Raw genomic sequence first — 22,402 nt, 5'->3', positions numbered from 1 at the left:
AAATGAGGGATTATAGGAGTATTGAGCTGTTTAAAAATGTTAAAGAAGAAGAGTGGAAGGATTGGAAATGGCAGGTAAGAAATAGAATAACAACTGTTGAACAGTTAAAAAGGTTATAAACTTACTTCCTGAAGAAGAACAGGCGATTGAAAAATGTCTTAAGACTTTAAGAATGGCTATAACCCCATATTACGCAACTTTAATGGATAAAGATGACCCTCACGACCCTATAAGAAAACAAGCTGTTCCAACGCTAGCAGAACTTAATTTTTCAAGCTGTGATATGAGTGACCCTCTGCACGAAGATGCAGATTCTCCAGTTCCAGGTTTAACTCATAGATATCCTGATAGAGTACTTCTATTAATAACTGATATGTGTTCAATGTACTGCAGACACTGCACAAGGAGAAGATTTGCAGGGCAAACAGACTCCTCTCTTCCAATGGATAAGATAGAAAAAGCAATAGAATATATTAAAAATACCCCAAAGGTTCGCGACGTATTGCTATCAGGAGGAGATGCACTGTTAGTGGAGGATGACAGACTCGAGTATATAATAAAGAAACTAAGGGAAATACCCCACGTTGAAATAATAAGAATAGGTACAAGAACTCCTGTTGTAAATCCAATGAGAATAACAGAGGACTTATGTAAGATGCTGAAAAAATATCATCCTATTTGGCTAAATACTCATTTTAATCATCCAAAGGAAATAACAGAGGAATCAAGGAGAGCTTGCGAGATGCTTGCGGATGCAGGAATACCACTTGGCAATCAGTCGGTTTTGTTAAGGGGAGTAAATGACTGCGTTCACATTCAGAGGGAGCTTGTTCACGGTTTAGTTAAGATGAGGGTAAGACCTTATTATATATACCAATGCGACCTGTCACAGGGAATTGAACATTTTAGAACAAAGGTTTCAAAGGGAATAGAGATTATAGAAGGATTGAGGGGACACACATCAGGCTTTTGCGTTCCAACCTTTGTTGTTGATGCTCCAGGTGGAGGAGGAAAAACTCCAGTTATGCCACAGTATGTGATTAGCCAATCACCAAAGAAAGTCGTTTTAAGAAACTTTGAGGGAGTTATTACAACATACACTGAGCCTGAATATATTGAGGAAAAATGCAACTGTGAAGTTTGCAGAGGCAAAAAGGAAGATGATGTGACAGGAGTTTCAATGCTTCTTGAGGGAGATAAATTAAGCTTTGAGCCAGATGTCCTATTAAGGAGAGAGAGGGCAAAGAACTACAAAAATAAATAGAAGGTGGATGAATGAATTTATATTCTGCTTTAGATACCTATAAAAAGATATCAATACTTGGAATGTGCAAAAATTCTGGAAAAACCGTTGTTTTAAATGAGTTAATTAATATTTGCACAAAAAGAAAAAAGGAGTCTGCCTTACCTCTATAGGCGTAGATGGAGAGGGAAGGGATGTGGTTTATAAGACAAAAACCTAAGATCTACGCCTATGAGGGCACACTGATTGCAACATCTCAGGAGGCATTAAAAAGTTTTAGTGCAAAGTATGAAATAATAGATATTATAGACTTTACAACCTGCCTTGGGAAAATAGTGATAGTTAAAGTTGTAAGGGAAGGGTATGTGCTTTTGGCAGGTCCAGATAGTAACCGAGAGATAGGTGAAGTTTCTGATATGATGCTTGCCCTTGGAGGAGATGTTGTACTGGTTGATGGTGCACTAAATAGAAAAACACAGGGTTCCCCTTCTATAACTGATGGGTGCATTTTATCAACTGGTGCAAGCCTTTCAAGGGATATGAATGTAACAATAAAAAAACAAAACACACAGTTGATATGCTAAGTCTTAATCGGGTAGAAAAAGATGTTTTATGCAAAATAAACTCTTTAGATACCAAAAATGTTTTATTAATAGGGGATAACACCATTGATACGAATATAAAAACCTGCTTAGGAAATGAGGATGAAATACTAAGTAGATTAAATAAGAATATTAAATATATATATTTACCTGGAAGCTTAACGAGTACCTTTTTAAATAAAGTTAAGGGCCTTGTGGTAGATTTAATTGTTAATGATGGGACAAAGGTCTTTGTAAATAAGGAGGATTATGATAGTTTTAAGGGGCGGGAGGTAATATATACGTATTAGAAAAAATAAATCTAATATGTGTAACACAAAATCCAACTTCCCCCTTTGGCTACTATTATAATCCTAATGTATTTTTGAAAAATTTAAGGAGTGCATTAAACCCTGTTGATGTCTATGATGTTTTGTATGAAGGAGTGGGGGTATGATTTTAAAGGACACATTAAAAAATGTTGGAATGGATTATGTAATTTCTATATTAGATTTAAAGACCCCTATGGAAAGGAAAGGCTAAACTCACTATGTTTATATAAAAATAAAGAAGAATTAAATAGGCAGTATGATTGTATAACCTTTTTAATAGGGTTTATACAAAAAATCCTTCTGACTATTATACTATTTTATCTCTTCTTGAGGGTATAAAGGAGATAAGAACATCTATAAAAAGGGCAGTATCTGGTGCTGTTCTTGAGGATATTGAGTTTTTGAAATAAAGAACTTCTTAATAAATGTACGGGAAATTTGCAAAATACAAAGGAATAATAATTTTATAGAAGATTTAAAGCTCTTTACAATACCCAATTTAGAAAATCTCTTGGACATAGAGGGCAAAACAGTAGAAGCTTTTATATATACGACGGCTATAGTGAAAGGTTAAAACAAATAAGGAAAGAAATAAAAAGTTACAGTAAAGAACTAAATCTCTTAAAGGAAAATCTAAAAAGAAAGATTGAACAAAAATATTCTGTTACGGTAAAGCAAAATGATGAAGTTGTTATATCGAGGGATGATAAATTAATAGAAGATGCTCTCTGTGATAAAAACCTCAGACAAATCTTAAAAACACCCTATTACATTATTTTTCCCTTGAGCTTAAAGATGAGGGAGATAGGATTAATAACATAATAGAAGGATTAAAGCAACAGGAGGAGCAGGAGGAGTATACAGTTAGGAAATATCTAACGGAGAGAATTAAAGAGGAGGAACAAAATCTTCTTAGGCAAATCTATACTATTTCTGAATTAGACCTATTACTGCAAAAGGCAAAGCTTGCGGTAGATACAAAATCCATAAGACCCCATATAAATAGTGATATAGAAATTAAAATATCAAATGGACGCCACCTGAAGGTTGAGGCTGAACTAAAAAGAAGGGAATCTGTTATACTCCTATTTCAATAGATTTAAAGAGAGGTTCAACAATAATTACAGGAGTAAATATGGGGGAAAGACGGTTACATTAAGGCTAATTGGTTTTTGTGCATTATGGCACAGATGGGCTTTTGTACCCTGTGAGTATTTTAGTTTTTATATATTCGATTATTATTTTTGCCAAGCTGGAGATATGCAGTCACTTGACTCTGGACTTTCAACCTTTGGTGCAGAGGTTTTAGCATTAAATCAAACTATTAAGTACAAAGATCTAAGGGGCTTATTCTTTTAGATGAAATAGCAAGAGGAACAAACCCCAAGGAAGGAAGAGCAATATTAAAGGCTATACTGTCATATTTTAATACATTGAACTCTGTTTTGGTGGTTACAACCCACTTTGATGGAATAGATGATGCGGCAAGACATTATGAGGTTGTGGGTCTTAAAATAGACAAGGAGGTAAAAGTATTTCCCTACAGGATTTAAACCTTTATATGGACTATACCTTAAGAGAAGTTTATGGAAAATATGAAGTACCAAAGGACGCTATAAGGGTAGCAAGGCTTCTTGGGTTTGATGAGGAAATACTTAAATTGGCAGAAAAATACCTAAATTAGGGGGATAATATGGCATATATAAACTTAAATGAAGAACTTATAAAAAGGGCAAGAGATGCGGCAAGAAATATAGCAATAGATACACAAAAATTCATTGACCTTCATTCTACTGTTTCAACCGAAAGAACTATTGCAAGGCTTTATGGAATAGATGGAGTAGATGAAAATGGAGTTCCACTTCCTAATAGAATAGTTGACCATATTAAGGAAAATGGTGCTCTTGAGGATGGACTTTCCTATTATCTTGTAAATGCTGTGATTGAGACAAACCTTTCTGTGCAAGAGATTGCAGAGGAGGTAGCAAAGGGAATCTAAATATTGTTAAACTAAATAAACATAGCTTAGATGAGATAAGAAGGAAGGCCTATGAACTTGCATATCCTACGGTGGATATGATAAGGAAAAACAGACAAACAAGAGACAATATGATTAAAAATATAGGTGAAGGGGATAAACCCTATCTTTATGTTATAGTTGCAACTGGGAATATATATGAGGATGTTGTTCAGGCACAGTCGGCAGCAAAGCAGGGAGCTGATATAATTGCTGTAATAAGAACAACGGGACAGAGCCTTCTTGATTATGTTCCTTATGGTGCAACAACAGAAGGGTTTGGAGGAACCTATGCGACACAGGAGAACTTCAGAATAATGAGAAGAGCTCTTGATGAGGTATCTTTGGAGGTTGGAAGATATATTAGACTATGCAACTATTGTTCAGGTCTTTGTATGCCTGAGATTGCAGCGATGGGAGCAATGGAGAGACTTGATGTAATGCTAAATGATGCCCTATATGGAATACTCTTTAGAGATATTAATATGCAAAGGACATTAATTGACCAGTTCTTCTCAAGAGTTATAAATGGATTTGCAGGGGTTATAATAAACACAGGAGAGGACAACTACCTAACAACAGCAGATGCGGTAGAGGCAGCCCATACTGTTTTAGCATCTCAATTTATTAATGAACAGTTTGCAAAGATGGTTGGAATTCCTGAAGAACAGATGGGACTTGGACACGCCTTTGAAATGAATCCAGATCTTAGGGATGGATTTTTGTTTGAACTTGCACAGGCTCAGATGGCAAGACAGATATTCCCAAAGGCACCACTAAAATATATGCCTCCTACTAAGTTTATGACAGGAAATATATTTAAAGGACATATTCAAGATGCACTATTTAATGTTGTATCTATCTGGACACATCAGGGTATACAGCTTCTTGGAATGTTAACAGAGGCAATTCATACACCCTTTATATCAGACAGAGCCCTTTCTATTGAAAATGCAAGGTATATATTTAATAATATGAAATCAATAGGAGATGAAATAGAATTTAAACGTGGAGGAATAATCGAAAAAGAGCAAATGAAGTTTTAAGTAGGGCTACTATGCTTCTTGAGGAGATCGAAAAGGAAGGATTATTTACAACTCTTGAGAAGGGAATTTTTGCAGATATTAAGCGTTCAAGATATGGTGGCAAGGGATTAGATGGAGTATTCAAAAGGGAGAAAACTATATAAACGAATTCATACCTCTAATGTTAGGGGTGCAATAAATGAGTAGCGGACTTTATTCAATGGAAAAGAAGGATTTTGACAAAACCTTTGATAAATCAAGGGTAAAGGCCTACGGAGATACAATGAATGATGGAAAAATTCAGCTATCCTTTACACTCCCTCTTCCTTATTCAGAGGAGGCAAAGGAGGCAGCAAGACAGCTTGCAATGAAGATGGGAATTGAGGAACCAAATGTTACTTATATGATGGATTTAGGGGTAGGATATACCTTCTTTGTTGTATATGGTTCTTGCATTCACTCTGTTGATGCTACAAAGATAGTTGTTCCAAAGGTTGAAACCAATACTATGTCAATGGATGAGGTGGATGATTATATTAGAAGGAATATAGGAAGAAAAGTTGTGGTAGTTGGTGCTTGTACAGGTACAGATGCCCACACGGTTGGAATAGATGCCATTATGAATATGAAGGGATATGCAGGGCACTACGGACTTGAAAGATATCAGATGATAGAAGCATATAACTTAGGAAGTCAAGTTCCAAATGAAGTATTAGTGGCAAAGGCAATAGAGGTTAATGCGGATGCAATACTTGTATCGCAAGTTGTAACCCAAAAGAATGTACACATTCCCAATATGACGGAGCTTGTTGAAATTGTTGAAGCAGAGGGAATAAGGGATAGAGTAGTATTAGTTGCAGGTGGCCCTCGAATAAGCCACGAACTTGCAAAGGAGCTTGGGTATGATGCAGGGTTTGGATCAGGTTCCTTTGCAGAGGATGTAGCCTCCTTTATTGTGCAGGAGATGGTAGCAAGAGGAATTAAGTAGATGTATACTTTGTTTGTGAATTTTTAAAAATTTTTGCATAAAACCAGTCCATTTATGATATTATATATACAAATAAATATATACTAATCGGGAGGGTTTTATGCGAATAAAATGGTTAGGCCACGCCTGCTTTAAGATAACATCAAAAATGGAATAAGAATAGTAACTGATCCATTTGATGATAATGTTGGATATAAGCTACCTAAGGTAAGTTGCGATATAGTTACTACAAGCCATAATCACTACGACCACAACTTTACAGACTGTTTAAATGGAGATTATACAATAGTAAATAAAGTAGGAAATTTTTATATAAAGGATATTGCTATAAGAGGAGTTCATACATACCACGATGAAGAACAGGGAGCAAAAAGAGGAGATAATATCGTCTATGTGTTTGAAGTTGACGGCAAAAGAGTTTGTCATCTTGGAGATTTAGGGCACAGGTTGACAAAGGCACAAATTGAAATGATAGGAGATGTTGATGTTCTTTTAGTACCTGTTGGAGGGATATATACAATTAATGCAGAGGCAGCCTATGATGTATGTGAAAGCCTAAATGCAAAGGTAATAATTCCTATGCACTACAAGACAAAACCATTAAAATTTGATTTAAACCCAGTGGATAAATTCTTAGAATATTATCCATATACAAAGCTTGATAAGCCATTTATAGAGATAACAGAGGATATGCTAAAGGAAAGACATATATATGTTTTAAATTATGAATAGGAGGCAAATTGCCTCCTATCTTTATATTTCCTCTTGCATAAATTAAAAACATAAAGTAAAATATAAAAGTTAAATAAATTGAATACAAAGGAGGCTTATTATGGCAACCAAATACATATTCATTACAGGTGGTGTAGCGTCATCTCTTGGAAAGGAATAACCGCAGCATCCCTCGGAAGACTACTTAAGTCCCGCGGGCTAAAGGTGTCCATACAAAAGTTTGACCCTTATATAAATATCGACCCAGGAACTATGAGTCCATATCAGCACGGTGAAGTTTTCGTCACTGATGACGGTGCAGAAACAGATCTTGATCTTGGTCACTACGAAAGATTTATCGATGAGAACTTGTCTAAAAACAGCAATGTCACTACGGGAAAAATCTACTGGTCAGTTATCCAAAAAGAGCGTAAAGGTGAATACCTCGGCGGAACAGTTCAAGTTATCCCTCATATAACAAATGAAATAAAATCAAAGGTGTACAAGGTAGCAAAGGAAAAGGACGTTGATGTAGTTATAACAGAAATAGGTGGAACAGTTGGAGACATTGAAAGTTTACCTTTCCTTGAAGCAATAAGACAAATAAAATATGAAGTTGGCCGTGAAAATGTTCTATTCATACACGTAACTTTAGTTCCATACCTTGGAAAAGCAGGAGAACTAAAGACAAAACCAACACAGCATTCAGTAAAGGAGTTAAGAAGTATAGGTATTCAACCTGACATAATAGTATGCCGTTCAGAAAAGCCTCTTTCACGTGAAATGAAGGACAAGATAGGACTTTTCTGTAATATAGATGGAGAATCAGTAATACAAAATTTAGATGCTCCAACACTATATGAAGTTCCTCTTATGCTTCACGAAGAGGGATTAGATTCTTTAGTTGTTAAAAAGCTGAACATAAATTCAAAGGAAATAGACCTTTCAGAGTGGAAGGCTATTGTTGAAAGATTAAAGAATCTAAAGCACAGAGTAAAAATTGCCCTTGTTGGAAAGTATGTAGAACTTCACGACGCCTATATGTCAGTTGTTGAAGCACTAAAGCACGCAGGTATATACAACGATGCAGAGGTTGAAATTGATTGGATAAATGCCTGTGATGTTGATGAAGATAACTACAAGGACGTTTTAAAGGATGCAGATGGTATACTTGTTCCAGGCGGCTTTGGAGACAGAGGAATAGAAGGAAAGATACTTGCAATAAAATATGCACGTGAAAACAATGTTCCTTTCCTTGGAATATGTCTTGGAATGCAATGTGCAGTAATTGAATTTGCAAGAAACGTAGTGGGCTTAGAAGATGCGAATAGTTCAGAGATAGATCCAACAACAAAGCATCCAGTTATTGACCTTATGGACGAGCAAAAGGACATTGATGAAAAGGGCGGAACAATGAGACTTGGATTATATCCTTGTAAGCTAAAGGAAAATACCTTCTCCTACAGAGCCTACGGTGATGAAATAATTTATGAAAGACATAGACACAGATATGAATTCAATAATGAATATAGAAGTCAAATAACTAAGATGGGAATGGTACTTGCAGGAACAAGTCCCGATGATAAACTTGTTGAAATAGTTGAAATACCAAATCATAAGTGGTTTGTTGGTGCACAGTTCCACCCAGAGTTTAAATCAAGACCAAATAGGCCACATCCTCTATTTAGAGATTTTGTAAAGGCCGCATTAAATAAGTAAAGAGCTGTCGAGTGACAGCTCTTTTTATTTTGTATTATATAAAGTATGTATAAAAACTTGAAATTTACTAAACACAGAGTTTATTATGCATAAGAATTTTAACAAAAAGTAAAATATGGAATAAAGAATTAACCAACATAAAAAAATATACCATCATATAAATATAATAGTAATAACAGAAACATTGAATAAAATTGGACAAGAATTCCCAAAAATCCTATTGACTTTGGTAATAGTGGTAAATATAATCAAGGTATAAGGTTAAATTTTCTTGTAAAACATATTCATTACCAAAACATATTGTGTAATGGTAAAACAAAAAATAAATCTACTGTTGACATATTTTACACAGTATGTTAGTATTATAAGAAGGTAAGTATAATTTTCTAAAAATACCAGTTCTAAACCTTTAAAACAGGTAATAAAAATTAATATAACCACTCGAGCTTATTATATATTTATATAAATATATAAAAGCTACAATATAAAATTTTTTCAGGGGTGTCAATTTTGAACGACAAGGTAAAAAGAGTGTTAAGTACTTTAACTCTTTCAGCTCTTGTTGCTACAAATGCAGCAGTGTTAATGCCAAGAGTTGCAAGTGCGGCAGAAGCTGAAGTGAAGAGCTTAGCTGGAGCAAACAGATATGAAACAGCAGACAAAATTAACGCAGAATTAGGAACTAAATTTGACAAGGTTATTCTGACTTCAGGAGAACAAGCTAATCTAGTGGATGCATTAGCAGCAGCACCACTTGCTAAGAAGTTAGGTGCACCAGTAGTAATAATTGACCATAAGACTGCAAAGGCAGCTGATGTAGTTGCTAAGATTAATGGTCTTGGTGCTAAGGAAGTATACGTTGTATCAGGACCACAAGTAATTAGTGCAGAAGTTAAGGATGCATTAAGAAGTGCAGGAATGACAGTTAAGGAACTTGGCGGAAAGGATAGATATGAAACTGCATACAATATTGCAAAGGAACTTGGTTCAGCTGATACTGCAGTAGTTGTAAATGGTGTAACAGGTTTAGCAGATGCTATGTCAATTGCACCAGTTGCAGCAGCAAAGGGATGGCCAATAATTCTAGCAAGCAAGGACGATGTAAATGATACATACAAGGGAAATTACAATAAGTACTATGTAATTGGTGGAGAAAATGCTCTTTCAGCATCAGTTTTAAATGAAGTAAAGAATGGTGAAAGAATTTATGGTGCTGATAGATATGCTACAAACTTAGAAATAGTAAAAAATTCAAGAATGAAATAAATTTTGAAAATATTTATGTAGCAAAGGGAGCAGATGCAAATTTAGTTGATGCACTTGTTGGTGCGGCACTTGCTGCTAAGAATAATGCAGCAATAGTTTTAGTTGATGAGGTAATTTCAGAAACTGTTAAGACTGAATTAGCTACTGCAAAGGGAATTGAAAAGGCTAAGTATGTAGTATTTGGTGGAAAAGTAAATGTAACATCTGTAGAAACATCTGCAAAAGACATAGTATCAAAGGCAACTTTAAAGGTTTTAAGTGCAGTTGCTCCATCAGACAAGACAATAGTTCTTAAGTTTAACAAGGATGTTAAGAGTGCTATAGCAAGCAACTTTAAGGTATACTTAAAGTCAGATACAAATAGTCTACAAATAATAGAAAAAGTTACAGTAGAAAAGGATACTGTTACTATAAAGTTAGTAGATAGGCTATCAGACAAGAAAGAATATGTTGTTGAAGTTCAAGGAGTAACTCCAGAAGTAGGTACAGCATTATCAGAAACTGCTAAGGTTGAATTCGCTTATGCAAAGAAGGCTCCTGCATCAATTGCATTTAAGTCAACTACAGTTACAACAGGCAGTGTAATTGAACTTGTTGTAAAGGATGCAGAAGGAAATGATATAACTGAAAATGGTTTTGATTATGTAGTAGAAACATCAAACACAAGTATAGTAAGTAAACAAAATGGTGTTGTTAGAGCTGGTACTACAACAGGAAGTGCAATAGTAAATGTTAAGATTACAGATACAAAGGTAGAAACAGGAAATACAATAATAACAGTAAAGGAATCATTACAAAAACTTTCAAAGCTTGACAGATGGACACTATCAACAGGAAATCCTGATTATGCTAAACCAACGACTGAACTTTATAAGTCAACAACTGGTCAAGCAATTCATGTTGAAATATTAGATCAAGATGGAAGAGATTATACAGCAGTAAATAAGACATTTAAGTCATTAAATCCAACTGTAGCTGTAGTTGATGAAGTAACTGGTGTTGTTACTCCAATAGCAGAAGGAAAGGCTACTGTTCTTGTTACTGTAGAAGATAGAAATGATTCAAACATTAAGTTAACTAAGACTGTAGAAATACAAGTAAAGAAGGATCCAGTTGCAACAACTCTAACATTAGATAAATCAGCAGTTACATTAGTTAAAGGTTCTGGAATATCAGCTAATGTAAAAATAAATCTTAAAGATCAATATGGAAAAGATTTTACAATAGATGGATCTAAATTAACTGTTAGCCTTGGAAAGAATAATGTTGTAAGTCAAAACACATCAGGTTCAGCAATTACATTATCAGCTATAGAAAAGGGAACTGATAAGCTAACAGTTGAGTATGTGAATACAGAAAATACTAAGTTAACTGCTACTCTTGATGTAAACGTTGTTGAAGCAGGAACATTTGCTGGATATAAGGCTGTTGCAGATGCTACTAAACTTGATTTGAATACTAATAATAAAGATAATAATCCAAGAACTGCTACAATTACAGTATATAAAGTTGATAACAATGGAAATTACATTGGAGTAGAAGGTGCAGTAGTCCTTGAAGATGAACAAAATAATAATGCTGTAAATGTAACTACATCAAGTGCTATAGTTACTGCAAATGCAGTAGGAACAGAAACTGTAACAGTTAAAGTTGGAACTGTAAAGGTTGGTACAATAACATTTAATGTAGTAAATACTACTCCAGTTTTATCAACAGTATCACAAGTTAAGAATGCTATAAAGGTAACTACAGGTTCAGCAGTAGTGACAAATGCTCTATTTGGAACTGACAAGAATGGAGGAGTATTTGTAGGATACGATCAATACGGTGAAAAGATCGCATTTAGTGCAAATGATTACAGAATTTATTCATCAAATGAATCTGTAGTAGATAATAGTGGTAATGCAATAAGTAGAGGAAAAGCTACACTATCAATAGTAATTAATAAGATTGTATATATAGTTGAAGTTTTAGTAGACTAATCTAAAACAAAAAGGCAGACAATTTGTCTGCCTTTTTGTTTTAATTTAGCATTTATAAAGTTTGCAGAATGGTGCAAACAGATTCTTATTTTGAATTTAAATGTTAAATAAACGTACAGAAAATATTACTAATGGTTGTATGAATTTTAATATCATTTTATTTCAAAAGTATATTCAAAATTTGAAAATATTGATAAAGATATAAAAGTATGATAAAATTAACATAATAAAAATCTATACAAAAGTTAATAGATGGGAGGGTATTATGAGAAAGATATACAATGATGAAATAACCTTAGTTGATATTTTGTTAGGAATAATACTGTTAGTTGTACCTTTAATTGTTAGATTTAAAGTTGTTACTTTATCAGGCACAATAACAAAAATATGGCCAACAGAAAATTATAATTATGATATATTTTCATACTACAAGGCAAAGACATTGATTATTTTAACATTAATTTGTTTTGCTCTATTTATTTTCTTCCTTTATAAAAAAGAATAAATTTATTTAAAGACAAAATTACATATACAAAAATTTTATTATTAATATTATTTTTACTTCTTTCACATCTGTTTTCTACTGAAAAGATTATATCTTTGTGGGGTGCACCGGATAGATATGAAGGTTTAGTTGTTTGGTTAAGTTATATATTATTACTTATTATAGCCTTAAATTCATATTTTACTAGCAATGAAAAGAAAGTAGGATTTTTATTGAAATTTTTAACTTATAATTTTACAATAATATCGACAATAGCAATTTTTCAATACTTCAATCACGACTTTTTCAGTCAACCTTTGGGAAAAAAATAATTGTACCTCAAAAATATTGGGGTAGCCTTGATAGCATTAAATTTACGTTAGGAGATAGAGCTGCATATGGTACACTATATAATATTAATTATGTTGGTAGTTATATAGCAATTGTTTTACCAATATTTTTAGTTTGTGCTATATTATTAATTGATAGTTTTGATAAGTTTAAAAATTATATCTATACTTTAACAGCATTATCTGTTTTACTTGCTTCTCAATCAAGAGCAGGATTAGTAGGAGTGATTGTATCATTTTTATTTATGTTAATTATTTTAAATAAAAAATATTTAAAAATAAAAAAATATTTTTTATCTTTTTGCATCTGTAGTTTTGATTTTAAGTGGTATAAATTTTGTATCAAAGGGTTATATTTCAAGTAGATTTTCAACAATATTCAAAGAGGCGAAACAATTTTTTACAAAACAGGAGTCAAATTTTATTGACAACCTACCTTTATCAATATCATCAAGTGATAAGAAGCTTAAGTTTATTTATCCTGACGGTATAATAGAGTTTGATGTGAACCAAAATTTAATAATTTATGATGAAAATAGAGACATAATTAAGTATGAATATGACAGTACTACAGGTAAACTTAAATTATTCGGTAGATATTCTGATAAACATTTTGTTTATGGCATATATAAAGGTATGAATATGATTATTTTAGAAGATAGTGGATATAATATACAGTTTGTTCTTAAAGGTGATAAATTTGAAATACTGATTTCAGATAACGTAACGCGTCCAATCAGTGAAATTGAAGCAATAGGATTTAAAGGTAAAGAACGATTAGGTTCTTCAAGAGCATATATATGGTCAAGGACTTTACCTTTAATAAAAAATATCCATTATTTGGAACGGGGATAGATACTTTTATGATATTTTTCCCTCAAAATGATGTACTAGGTAAATTGAGATTCTTGTATGATCCATATATAATTGTTGATAAACCACACAATTTATATTTACAAATTTCACAACAAATGGGGCTACTGTTTTTCTTTGTTTTTGTAATACTAGTAGCAGGTTACATAATACAAAGTATAAAAATATATTTTAATGCTTATTTTTATAAAGAAATTGAAGTATATGGATTAGGAATATTTTTAGGAGTGATAGGATATCTTTCGGCTGCATTATTTAACGATAGCATTGTATCAGTTGCACCAATTTTCTGGATACTTTATGGAGTAGGCATTGGTTTAAATAATGCAATAAGTTTTCAAAATAAGAATAAAAAATAATTAATAATAAAACTAATTAATAAATTACGTAATTTTATACTTTCTAAATGTTAACTATTAATAAGATTAATTCTTTTTGTAAAAAATATATTAATAGAAACGTCGTTGGTTAAATATATAGCTCTATATCATAGATAAAAGGCAAAGTTTTATCAAATCATTAATTTATAGACTTTTATAAGTACTTATGTTAGAATTAAAATAACTCATTATTTTTTAAGGAGGACAAAAAATGACAATAAAAAATCTAATATAGATTTGTCACTTCATCCTGATATTGAAAATAAAGTATCAAATATTACAAAAGAATACTTTAAAAAGGAACTTGAAAGTTTAGAACCAATTAAAGAAGGAGAAGTAAATATACATACATCCTATGTATATTTAAATGGAAATGAAGTTGAAGTAAGTGTTATTATTAGAAATGGACTTAATAATACAATTAATTTTGAAAAATTACCTATTCTAATAACAGATGAAGATAATAACATATATTTTAGAGCAACCTTTGAGGCTACTGGAATAGGAGATATTCCACCCTTTAAGGCGAGACCTTGGAAGTTTTATATTAACTTAGATGATATGTTTATAAAAGATGTAAATGGAAAGAAACTAACTGTAAAGTTTGATACAGAAAGATTAAAGGCAGAAGTAAATGATCCTAATAGAATTGATTTAATTTTGCCAAGTGATATTAATGAAGGTGAAAAACAGGCTATAATAGAATTTATAAAAAATATGCCACCATTAGAGCCAAAAACAGTTGACCTAGATGTTGTTACTAAGGCATATAGTAAAGAAAAAGAAACATTATACTTAACCTATATTGTAAGAAATGGAGCTTACGAGGATGTAAAGCTTGATTTCTTGCCATACAACTATGAAAAGGACGGAGAAGTAAAAAATATTAGGATTGAATGGGATGGCATAATAATTCCTAAGAGAAGTATACGAGCATTTAAATTTGAAATAAAAGGAATAAGGCTATAAATAGCTTAATTTAATAGAGGTCATAGATTGTAGATAAACCCTGCGATTTAAGATATCACGGGGTTTATTTATTTGGAACCATTAAAAATTTTAGAGTTATTTTCCTAAATTTAGCATTAAATTTTATTATTTAACAAAATTAGCTTATTCTTATCAAAATAACTGGAAATAAGCCATATTTTGTGGTATTATGTATATGCAAAGTTTTCTTGGATGGAGTGGGAGTGATAAAATGTATAAAAATAGAATAAAAATTCTTACATTAGTATTATTTTTATTATTTCATATACAAGCTTTTGCAATTAATAAACAATCAGAATACCTATGGGGAAATATAATAGGTGGAAAAAGCTTTGAAAGGTTTAATGACATAAAGCAAACAGATGATTTAGGTTTTATTGTTGTAGGACATACTAATTCATATGATTTTTCGACCAATTTTTATGGTACATATGGAGATTTTGATGCGTTACTTTTAAAGTATAATGAAAGTGGCAATCTTGAATGGATTAAAAAATTTGGTGGTGAGGCCTTTGATACCTTCAATAGCGTAAATGTATGTAAAGATGGTGGTTTTATTGTTTCAGGTTTTACAAAATCAAAGTATGGAGATATAGGAAATGGGAATGTAAAAGATGAAGACGGACTTGTGGTTAAGTTCGATTCTAGAGGAAATATAGAATGGAAAACTACCTTTGGTGGAAGTAGGTCAGAAAGATTTACTAATGCAATTCCGATAAGTAATGGATACTTGGTTATAGGGTATTCTAATTCAGAGGACGGAGATTTATCAGGACTAAATAAGGGTGAGTATGATGGAATTGTAATTAAGCTTGACAGAGAGGGAAATATTGAGTGGAAGAGTTCCTTTGGTGGAAGTAGATGGGATAAATTCTACTCAGCAATAGAAGTTACTGGAGGATACATAGTTGTTGGATATACAGAGTCTAAGGATAAGGATTTAAAGGGATTAAAAATATTAGGACAAGAGGGTATAATAGTAAAATATGATACAGATGGAAAAGTTCTATGGTCAAAATCCTTTGGTGGAGATGGAGATGATGATATTTTTTCGATATGTAAAATAGAAGATGGTTTTGTTATAGTAGGTAAAACCAACTCTTCTGATAAAGATTTTGAAAGCCAAAGGTATTATGGAAATTATGATGCATTTATTTCAAGACTTGATTTTAACGGTAACGTAAAATGGACGAGAACCTTTGGTGGTAGTGAAGAGGATGTTTTTACATCACTTTTTAATAAAAACGATTACGGATTAGTGGTAGTTGGCTATACTGAATCAAAGGATGGAGAATTAGAAGGCTTAAATTCAGGAAATATGGATGCACTAACTGTAAAGTATGATTTAGATGGTAACTTAATATGGAAAAATGTATATGGAAAAGACGGAGATGATATATTTTCATCCGCAGTTTATTGTGATTTTTATGGTTTTGTAGCTGTTGGATATACAACATCAAAACAGCTAAATGTAAAGGGAAATGAGGATTGTCTTATGACAAAGTTTGAAGAACAGAGAATAAAGGTTTCAGCGATATATTTCAGTGAAAATAATAAAGTATTAAAAAGGGAGAAACAGCAAAATTAAATGTTAATTTTGTTCCAGTAAACGCAACTGTAAAAAAGCTAAAGTGGACAAGTAGTAATCCAGATATTGTAGCTGTAGATGATAAAGGTGTTATTAAGGCAAAAAATAGGAGAAGCAATAATTACTGCCAAAAGCTTAGATGGTGGCTATGAAACTAAATGTAAAATAAGGGTTAAACATTATATTGATAAGAATAAATTGCCCTTTATAATATGGGCAAGTAAAAATACAATAAGTAATATTATAAAAAATTATAAAATATAAAAGGAGGTTATGGAATGAGGCGAATTATATCCTTTTTGCTAAGTTTAACAATAATTTTTGGTATTCTTCCTAAAAAACATTAACCTATGCAGCAGCAACAACTAGTTTACCTAAAAATTCAACAATTGTTGGAGAAAAAATTTTTACAAGCGACTATATTGTAGAAAACATAGATTCTGTAAATTCAGAAATACGTAATAATCCTGGCAGAGTATTTTATATTGATGATGATGGAAATATAAAGAATGAATATGGTCAGTTTGTAACAGAACAACAAATCGTTAAAACTAACATTAGAATTTTGACCGTTTACAGTAAATCAGAAAACTATAATTATCCAAATGGAACAAAATTTGTAGCTGATGAAAATGGAATTTTTGTTAGAATAGACAATAATGACTCGTATAGAAGATATGGCTATGCAGTTTTTGAATTGAAATTATTGAATAGTAATACTAAAGATACTATAGACATTTCAATTAAGGAGATAAATCATATTCCAGAAGCCTACTACTATATAGTGGGAACAGGTAATTTTATTATAGGAGCAGATACTAATAGATTGTCAAGTTTAGGTTCAGATTATCAATTAAACAAAAGAACAATAAATGAACATTATTCTTTAGTCAATAACTATCTAGTGGACACAATTTACATAGCCTTTTATAATTCATCAGGATATAGAGTTGCTACTGGAACATTAGGTAATATTAATAATAATGGAATTTTTCCTGTATTACTGTATGTAGATGATACTCAAAGGGATATATATACAAATGTAAAGGGAAACATAAGCAATGGTGGAATTGCAGCAACAGATGGAGAATATATATACTATAGTAATTTTGCAGATGGTGGTAAGATATATAAAAGACCTGTAGATGGTACTGATTCATATCCAATATGTAATGATAATGCCAAGTTTATAAATGTAGTAGATGATTTTATTTACTACAGTAATATGTCAGATGGTGGTAAAATATATAGAATAAAAACAGATGGTACTTCTAGAAGTAAGGTAAATAATGTTCTTTCTTCTCATATAAATGTAGTAAATGACTATATATATTATATAAACGGTAAACGTGGAAATAGAATATATAGACTTAAGGCATACAACACAGACCCTCAAAATGAAGGGACACTTGTTACTTCTGATAAGGCTGCTTATTTAATAGCAACTAATAGTATGTTGTATTACAGTAATTTATCAGATAAAGGAAGACTCTATTCAATTAACATAAGTGGTGGTTCAATAGGTGCAAGACAAGGGTATGCTACAGTTACAGGAAGTACAAAGTTAGGAATAAGATATATATCTGTTACTGAAAATGGTGACGTTTATTGTGCGGGATATGATTCTAAGTTATATAGAATTAATACAAAAAGCAATAGATTAGAACCTCTTTATATCCAAACAACTATAATAAAAAGGGTAAGAGTTCTACGCCTCAGGTAGTTGATGACAGGGTTGGTTTTATAAATGCAGTAGATTCAAGTTCAGTATATTTTAGAAGCTTATCCGATTCAGGAAAGATATATAAAAGGGCTTTAGATGGTACATCAAAAAAGTTGTTGATGATACAGCGACAAGTTTAAATATAATAGGGGACATCTTATTTTATTTAAAGGGTGGCAAATTATATATATATGATATAAAAACCCAAGGCAAGCCAGTTGCAGCAAGTAAATTCAAACCTGAAGGCAAGATTGTAAAAATTGATGATTTAGAACAAGTAGCCTATGGTACTCCACTTCCTGATAGTGTTTCAGCAATTTTTGATAATGGGCAAGTTAAGGATGTATTAGTTGCCTGGGATACTAAAAATGTAAAATCTAAAAATGGTGTTTTTACATATACAGGAACTGTTATAGGCTATGGTACAAAGGTTCAAATGAGTGCTATTAGATATTCAAGAATGATTGATCCAAATGATATAGAAATATATAATGAAGAAGGAATTAAGGCAGATAGTGTGGTTGTGAGAAATTTACAACCCGGAGAAGAAGTTTTAATATATGACGCAGAAGATAAGTTGTTAGGTAAAGTAAAGGCAGATAAAAAGGAGTTGCAACATTATCTAAGATTGAGTTGGAAAAAACATCAGGAGAGATAAAGGCTTCAAGGGTAACACCTGGTTATGCACCAAGTGTTGCAACAATTGCAACATATCCAGGAGAGGCACCGTCAATATTAAGTGTTGAATATATTGCACAGGAAAAACAATATCGTGTTACTTATAAAGGTTTGAGTAAAGATATTAAGTACGTTGTTGTTTCTGAAACACAAAAAGCTGACTCAAGTAATTTTCCACAAGTTACAAAAGTAGATTCAGCAGGAGAAAATAGTAATATATATTATTTCAAAATTTCTAGTGAAATATTTGAAGGATGGGATAAAAATCGTTATTTAATGATTGCATATAATGAAACAAAGTCCACACCTTCAAAGCCTTATACGATGCTTGCACAATCAGAACCAAATGTTTTCTATAATTTTAAAACTGGGGTTTTTGAAAATATTACTAGTGGTATAGAATGTAGAATAGATGGTTCTGGTGAATGGTTTGATGCAAATGAATTAAGATATAATCCATATAGATTAATGGGTAAAACGTATGTAGAGTTTAGGCAAAAAGCATCTGGAAATAAAATGCCTGGAGTTAGTAAGTTTGTTTCAATGATACCAATGCCAAGTATAGTAATAGTATCTAACGGTGAAAAGCTTTTGATTCTGATGATTCAACAACATACACTTATGAAGCTACTTCTAATGCATTTGTATCAAAATATATAGCTAATGCAGATAAGGATAAAATTACTATAAATTACACAATTCCATCTCAACAAAATATAACTTATAAATATAAGATTAACGATAGTTCAGAGGAACTAATATATTCGTTAAAATATAATTATTATATAGCTAATATGTTAAATGAAAATGCTGAAAACACTCTAACAATAATTGCTTATTCAAACAATAATAAAATAGGTGAATCTAATATTAAATTTAGGTTGTTTAATCAAAGTATAGAAAATATCAATCCTCAAATAGCTGGTGTTGTTGGAAGACAAGATGGTGATAAATATATTTGCTATAATGCAAGGATTGTGGTGCCCGCAGTTCCAGGTATGGGAGCAGAAATTCCTGTTGTAGGTACAATAAAATATGATAATGGTGTAGCAGAAAAATACAGATTTGAATATGTAATTGATGAAAAAGGTGGAATGTGGGTAGGAGAATTATTAACACCATCAAAGTACAAAAATGGTTATTATGAAGTAGCTGTAAGATATGAAAATACACTGTTTAAGCCTTCAGTAGTTTCACAAGCAAAAACAATAAAATTAGAACTAGATGGAAGTATAGCACCTAAAATAGCTCTAAAACAAAATCAATCAGATATTGATATAATTGGAGCACTTGCTAAAGAGTATTCACCTGTTGGAGGAATAGATAAGACTTATAGTGGTACTGTTGAATATACAGGTCCAGTGTCAATTAATGAATATATAATTAATGAACCTACTAATGTTCAGTGGATGAAAAGTAAAACAGAAGTAAGAGAAACTGATAAAGACTATTCCTTCTATGTTGAATATAGTAGAGATTTAGGAAATACATGGAATAAAATTGAAAAAGGTGATAAACTTACATTACCTGGAAACTATTTATTAAGAATTGTTGTTTATAATAACAGAAATGGGCACTATACTTACTATGATTACAGATTTACAATAAAGTAAAATAAAAGATGGTTCGTTTTAATATAAAAAGCGAACCATCTTTTTATTTATATTGAAGATATTATACAGTAATAATTTATGTTTTATTTTTAATAAAATTAAATTTTACAATTTTAAAATGATAGTGTATTCGTATTATAATATCAAATATTCTCAAAACTTGCGAACGAATGAATATCCATTTTAGTAAATATTAAGCATAAGATATATAAAAAGAAATGGAGGTGGTATCTTACAATAAAACCACAAATTTCATTACATTATAAAATAGGAGGGATGCTATGAGATTCAAAAATTAATTGGGGTATTTCTATCTGTAAGCTTAGCTTTATCAAGTTTTAGTTTTAGCGTTACAGCACAAACTCAAGACAAAACTGAGTTGTTAAAACAGAGAGCAAAACAGGCATATAAGAACAGTTTAACAAAGTTAAGTGATGTTAACTATAGGCGTGCTATGCAGCAAAAATTTGGTGTGGAGTTCGAAGAACTTGACAATTTACCTAAAGAAGATCAAGTAAATGATAAGGTAAGAATAATTGTTGAAGTGGATTCACCCTCAGCTTTAGAACTTATAAAACAAAAGGACTTCCTTTGACAAAGTTAAAGGAACAAGAGAAAAATGTAACTGATTCTCAACTAAGTGTTTTGAATAAAATAAAAGGTTATGGGGAAATAAGGCATACATACAAAAGCGTATTAAATGGTTTTTCTATGACAGTTAATTACAAGGATATTGAAGAAATAAAGAGAATACCAGGCGTTAAAAAAGTTACAGTTGCAAATGTTTATTATCCAGATTTAAGTAGTGCAAAGGCACTAACAAATACCGAAAAGGTATGGGATAAACTTGGCTTAAAAGGTGAAGGAATGGTTGTATCAATTGTTGATACAGGCATAGACTATACCCATAAAGATATGAAGTTAACTGATCCAGCTAAGGCAAAATTAAATAAGAATAAAGTTGAGGAAATGGGTGGACCTGGAAAATATTATACAGATAAGGTGCCCTATGGTTATAATTTCGCTGATTTAAATGATGAAGTTATAGATAGAACTTCAAGTATGCACGGAATGCACGTTGGCGGAATAGTTGCAGCAAATGGAGAAATAAAGGGTGTTGCACCAGAAGCACAGCTTCTTGCTATGAAGGTTTTCTCTAATAATCCAGAGCTTAGAGGTGCATATACTGATGATATTGCAGCAGCAATAGAAGACTCAGTAAAGCACGGGGCAGATGTAATAAATATGAGTTTAGGTTCAACAGCAGGGTTTGTAATGCCTGATGATCCAGAGCAAAGAGCAATAAAGAATGCAACAGATGCTGGAGTATTGGTTGTAGTTTCAGGAGGTAATTCCTATTATTCAACTTATGGATATTATTATCCATATATAAATGACCCAGATATGGGCCTTGTTGGTTCACCAGGGCTTTTCCCAGATACACTACAGGTTGCATCAAGTGAAAATAGTAAGATTACACTTCCTGCCTTGAATTATAAATATATGATTGCAAATAAAGAAATCACTGGATTAATGGGCTATACAATGAGTGAAGTAGACCCAACAACACTAAAGGGTGAATATGAACTTGTTTATTGTGGCCTTGGACTACCAAACGATTTTATAGACAAAGATGTAAAGGGAAAATTGCATTAATTGAAAGAGGAGCAATTAGTTTTGTTGATAAAAGCTTAATGCACAATATGCAGGTGCTGTTGGAGTGATTGTTTATAATAGTTCATTAGGTGGAGACACATATATAAATATGGCTACAGATTCAAGAGTTAATATTCCAGCTGTATTTATAAAAAGAAGTGATGGTTTAAAATTAAAAAATAATATAAATACTGCTAAGGTTT

Annotated in this window: 24 protein-coding genes and 6 pseudogenes; 29 read left to right on the top strand and 1 reads right to left on the bottom strand. The window is 31.9% G+C overall.

Features of this window, described 5'->3' with window-relative positions; all coding sequences use genetic code 11:
* The first annotated feature begins 2 nt into the window (after positions 1-2).
* From ablA to PL321_RS21020, 13 genes and pseudogenes are all read left to right on the top strand, one after another.
* Positions 3-1,264: pseudogene (ablA, locus tag PL321_RS05450) on the top strand (lysine 2,3-aminomutase).
* Positions 1,265-1,275: 11 nt separating this feature from the next.
* Positions 1,276-1,416: a hypothetical protein gene (locus PL321_RS05445; RefSeq protein ID WP_273963764.1), complete on the top strand. Its 141-nt coding sequence runs from the start codon at positions 1,276-1,278 to the stop codon at positions 1,414-1,416.
* Between the two features lie 6 nt (positions 1,417-1,422).
* Complete coding sequence (locus PL321_RS05440) at positions 1,423-1,827, top strand: hypothetical protein (protein ID WP_273963762.1); 405 nt, start codon at positions 1,423-1,425, stop codon at positions 1,825-1,827.
* Positions 1,821-2,135: a hypothetical protein gene (locus PL321_RS05435; protein ID WP_273963761.1), complete on the top strand. Its 315-nt coding sequence runs from the start codon at positions 1,821-1,823 to the stop codon at positions 2,133-2,135. Before PL321_RS05440 ends, PL321_RS05435 begins: the two co-directional genes overlap by 7 nt.
* A gap of 281 nt (positions 2,136-2,416) precedes the next feature.
* Positions 2,417-2,566 (top strand): hypothetical protein, encoded by a 150-nt coding sequence (locus tag PL321_RS05430; protein WP_273963760.1) that lies wholly within the window; start codon positions 2,417-2,419, stop codon positions 2,564-2,566.
* A gap of 939 nt (positions 2,567-3,505) precedes the next feature.
* Positions 3,506-3,709, top strand: a complete 204-nt coding sequence (locus PL321_RS21025) for a hypothetical protein (protein WP_443110748.1) — start codon at positions 3,506-3,508, stop codon at positions 3,707-3,709.
* A gap of 8 nt (positions 3,710-3,717) precedes the next feature.
* Positions 3,718-3,840: a hypothetical protein gene (locus tag PL321_RS05425; RefSeq protein WP_273963759.1), complete on the top strand. Its 123-nt coding sequence runs from the start codon at positions 3,718-3,720 to the stop codon at positions 3,838-3,840.
* Positions 3,841-3,849: 9 nt separating this feature from the next.
* Positions 3,850-5,362, top strand: a pseudogene (locus PL321_RS05420) (lysine 5,6-aminomutase subunit alpha).
* Between the two features lie 35 nt (positions 5,363-5,397).
* The gene (locus PL321_RS05415; protein ID WP_273963758.1) at positions 5,398-6,186 is read left to right on the top strand and encodes an OAM dimerization domain-containing protein; all 789 of its coding nucleotides are present in this window, start codon (positions 5,398-5,400) and stop codon (positions 6,184-6,186) included.
* Positions 6,187-6,327: 141 nt separating this feature from the next.
* A complete protein-coding gene (locus tag PL321_RS05410; protein ID WP_337961090.1) occupies positions 6,328-6,918 on the top strand; it encodes an MBL fold metallo-hydrolase in 591 nt (196 codons plus the stop codon).
* Positions 6,919-7,018: 100 nt separating this feature from the next.
* A pseudogene (locus PL321_RS05405) lies at positions 7,019-8,616 on the top strand (CTP synthase).
* 510 nt (positions 8,617-9,126) lie between these two features.
* Entirely contained in the window at positions 9,127-9,882 is a 756-nt protein-coding gene (locus tag PL321_RS05400) for a cell wall-binding repeat-containing protein (protein ID WP_273963757.1), read from the top strand.
* Positions 9,837-10,025: pseudogene (locus PL321_RS21020) on the top strand (cell wall-binding repeat-containing protein); the annotation flags it as partial. The gene PL321_RS05400 and the pseudogene PL321_RS21020, both read left to right, overlap by 46 nt.
* Positions 10,026-10,810: 785 nt before the next feature.
* Here the strand turns inward: PL321_RS21020 and PL321_RS05390 are convergent.
* Positions 10,811-10,951 carry a hypothetical protein gene (locus PL321_RS05390; RefSeq protein ID WP_273963755.1) on the bottom strand — a complete coding sequence of 47 codons (141 nt, stop codon included), beginning with the start codon at positions 10,949-10,951 and terminating at the stop codon, positions 10,811-10,813.
* Positions 10,952-11,228: 277 nt separating this feature from the next.
* Here PL321_RS05390 and PL321_RS05385 point away from each other — a divergent pair, with 277 nt between their 5' ends.
* From PL321_RS05385 to PL321_RS19650, 16 genes and pseudogenes are all read left to right on the top strand, one after another.
* Entirely contained in the window at positions 11,229-11,864 is a 636-nt protein-coding gene (locus PL321_RS05385; protein WP_273963754.1) for a hypothetical protein, read from the top strand.
* A 265-nt stretch (positions 11,865-12,129) separates the two neighbouring features.
* On the top strand, positions 12,130-12,369 hold the full coding sequence (locus PL321_RS05380; RefSeq protein ID WP_273963753.1) for a hypothetical protein: 240 nt from the start codon (positions 12,130-12,132) through the stop codon (positions 12,367-12,369).
* A 644-nt stretch (positions 12,370-13,013) separates the two neighbouring features.
* Positions 13,014-13,553, top strand: a complete 540-nt coding sequence (locus PL321_RS05375; protein WP_273963752.1) for a hypothetical protein — start codon at positions 13,014-13,016, stop codon at positions 13,551-13,553.
* Complete coding sequence (locus PL321_RS05370) at positions 13,499-13,930, top strand: O-antigen ligase family protein (protein ID WP_273963751.1); 432 nt, start codon at positions 13,499-13,501, stop codon at positions 13,928-13,930. Before PL321_RS05375 ends, PL321_RS05370 begins: the two co-directional genes overlap by 55 nt.
* 258 nt (positions 13,931-14,188) lie before the next feature.
* A complete protein-coding gene (locus PL321_RS05365) occupies positions 14,189-14,920 on the top strand; it encodes an SLAP domain-containing protein (RefSeq protein WP_273963750.1) in 732 nt (243 codons plus the stop codon).
* A 232-nt stretch (positions 14,921-15,152) separates the two neighbouring features.
* The gene (locus PL321_RS05360; protein ID WP_273963749.1) at positions 15,153-16,529 is read left to right on the top strand and encodes a hypothetical protein; all 1,377 of its coding nucleotides are present in this window, start codon (positions 15,153-15,155) and stop codon (positions 16,527-16,529) included.
* Positions 16,502-16,681, top strand: coding sequence for an Ig-like domain-containing protein (locus tag PL321_RS21015; RefSeq protein ID WP_443110747.1), 180 nt, complete (start codon positions 16,502-16,504; stop codon positions 16,679-16,681). Before PL321_RS05360 ends, PL321_RS21015 begins: the two co-directional genes overlap by 28 nt.
* Positions 16,608-16,793, top strand: a complete 186-nt coding sequence (locus tag PL321_RS05355; RefSeq protein ID WP_273963748.1) for a hypothetical protein — start codon at positions 16,608-16,610, stop codon at positions 16,791-16,793. Before PL321_RS21015 ends, PL321_RS05355 begins: the two co-directional genes overlap by 74 nt.
* 301 nt (positions 16,794-17,094) lie before the next feature.
* Complete coding sequence (locus PL321_RS05350; protein WP_273963747.1) at positions 17,095-18,252, top strand: DUF5050 domain-containing protein; 1,158 nt, start codon at positions 17,095-17,097, stop codon at positions 18,250-18,252.
* A gap of 103 nt (positions 18,253-18,355) precedes the next feature.
* A pseudogene (locus tag PL321_RS21010) lies at positions 18,356-18,661 on the top strand (Ig-like domain-containing protein); the annotation flags it as partial.
* A gap of 27 nt (positions 18,662-18,688) precedes the next feature.
* The gene (locus PL321_RS05345; RefSeq protein WP_273963746.1) at positions 18,689-18,910 is read left to right on the top strand and encodes a hypothetical protein; all 222 of its coding nucleotides are present in this window, start codon (positions 18,689-18,691) and stop codon (positions 18,908-18,910) included.
* Positions 18,886-19,590, top strand: a complete 705-nt coding sequence (locus PL321_RS05340) for a hypothetical protein (protein WP_273963745.1) — start codon at positions 18,886-18,888, stop codon at positions 19,588-19,590. Before PL321_RS05345 ends, PL321_RS05340 begins: the two co-directional genes overlap by 25 nt.
* A 134-nt stretch (positions 19,591-19,724) precedes the next feature.
* Positions 19,725-20,543, top strand: coding sequence for a hypothetical protein (locus tag PL321_RS05335; protein WP_273963743.1), 819 nt, complete (start codon positions 19,725-19,727; stop codon positions 20,541-20,543).
* Between the two features lie 379 nt (positions 20,544-20,922).
* The gene (locus PL321_RS05330) at positions 20,923-21,138 is read left to right on the top strand and encodes a hypothetical protein (protein ID WP_273963742.1); all 216 of its coding nucleotides are present in this window, start codon (positions 20,923-20,925) and stop codon (positions 21,136-21,138) included.
* Positions 21,135-22,199, top strand: a complete 1,065-nt coding sequence (locus tag PL321_RS05325; protein WP_273963741.1) for a S8 family serine peptidase — start codon at positions 21,135-21,137, stop codon at positions 22,197-22,199. Before PL321_RS05330 ends, PL321_RS05325 begins: the two co-directional genes overlap by 4 nt.
* Before the next feature lie 49 nt (positions 22,200-22,248).
* Positions 22,249-22,362, top strand: a pseudogene (locus tag PL321_RS19650) (PA domain-containing protein); the annotation flags it as partial.
* Positions 22,363-22,402 lie beyond the last annotated feature (40 nt).

Origin of the sequence: Caloramator sp. mosi_1 (assembly GCF_028622835.1) — a bacterium.
Taxonomy (GTDB): domain Bacteria; phylum Bacillota; class Clostridia; order Clostridiales; family Caloramatoraceae; genus Thermobrachium.
Note: the sequence above shows the minus strand (reverse complement) of the source record. Positions and strands in the feature narration are given on the sequence as shown.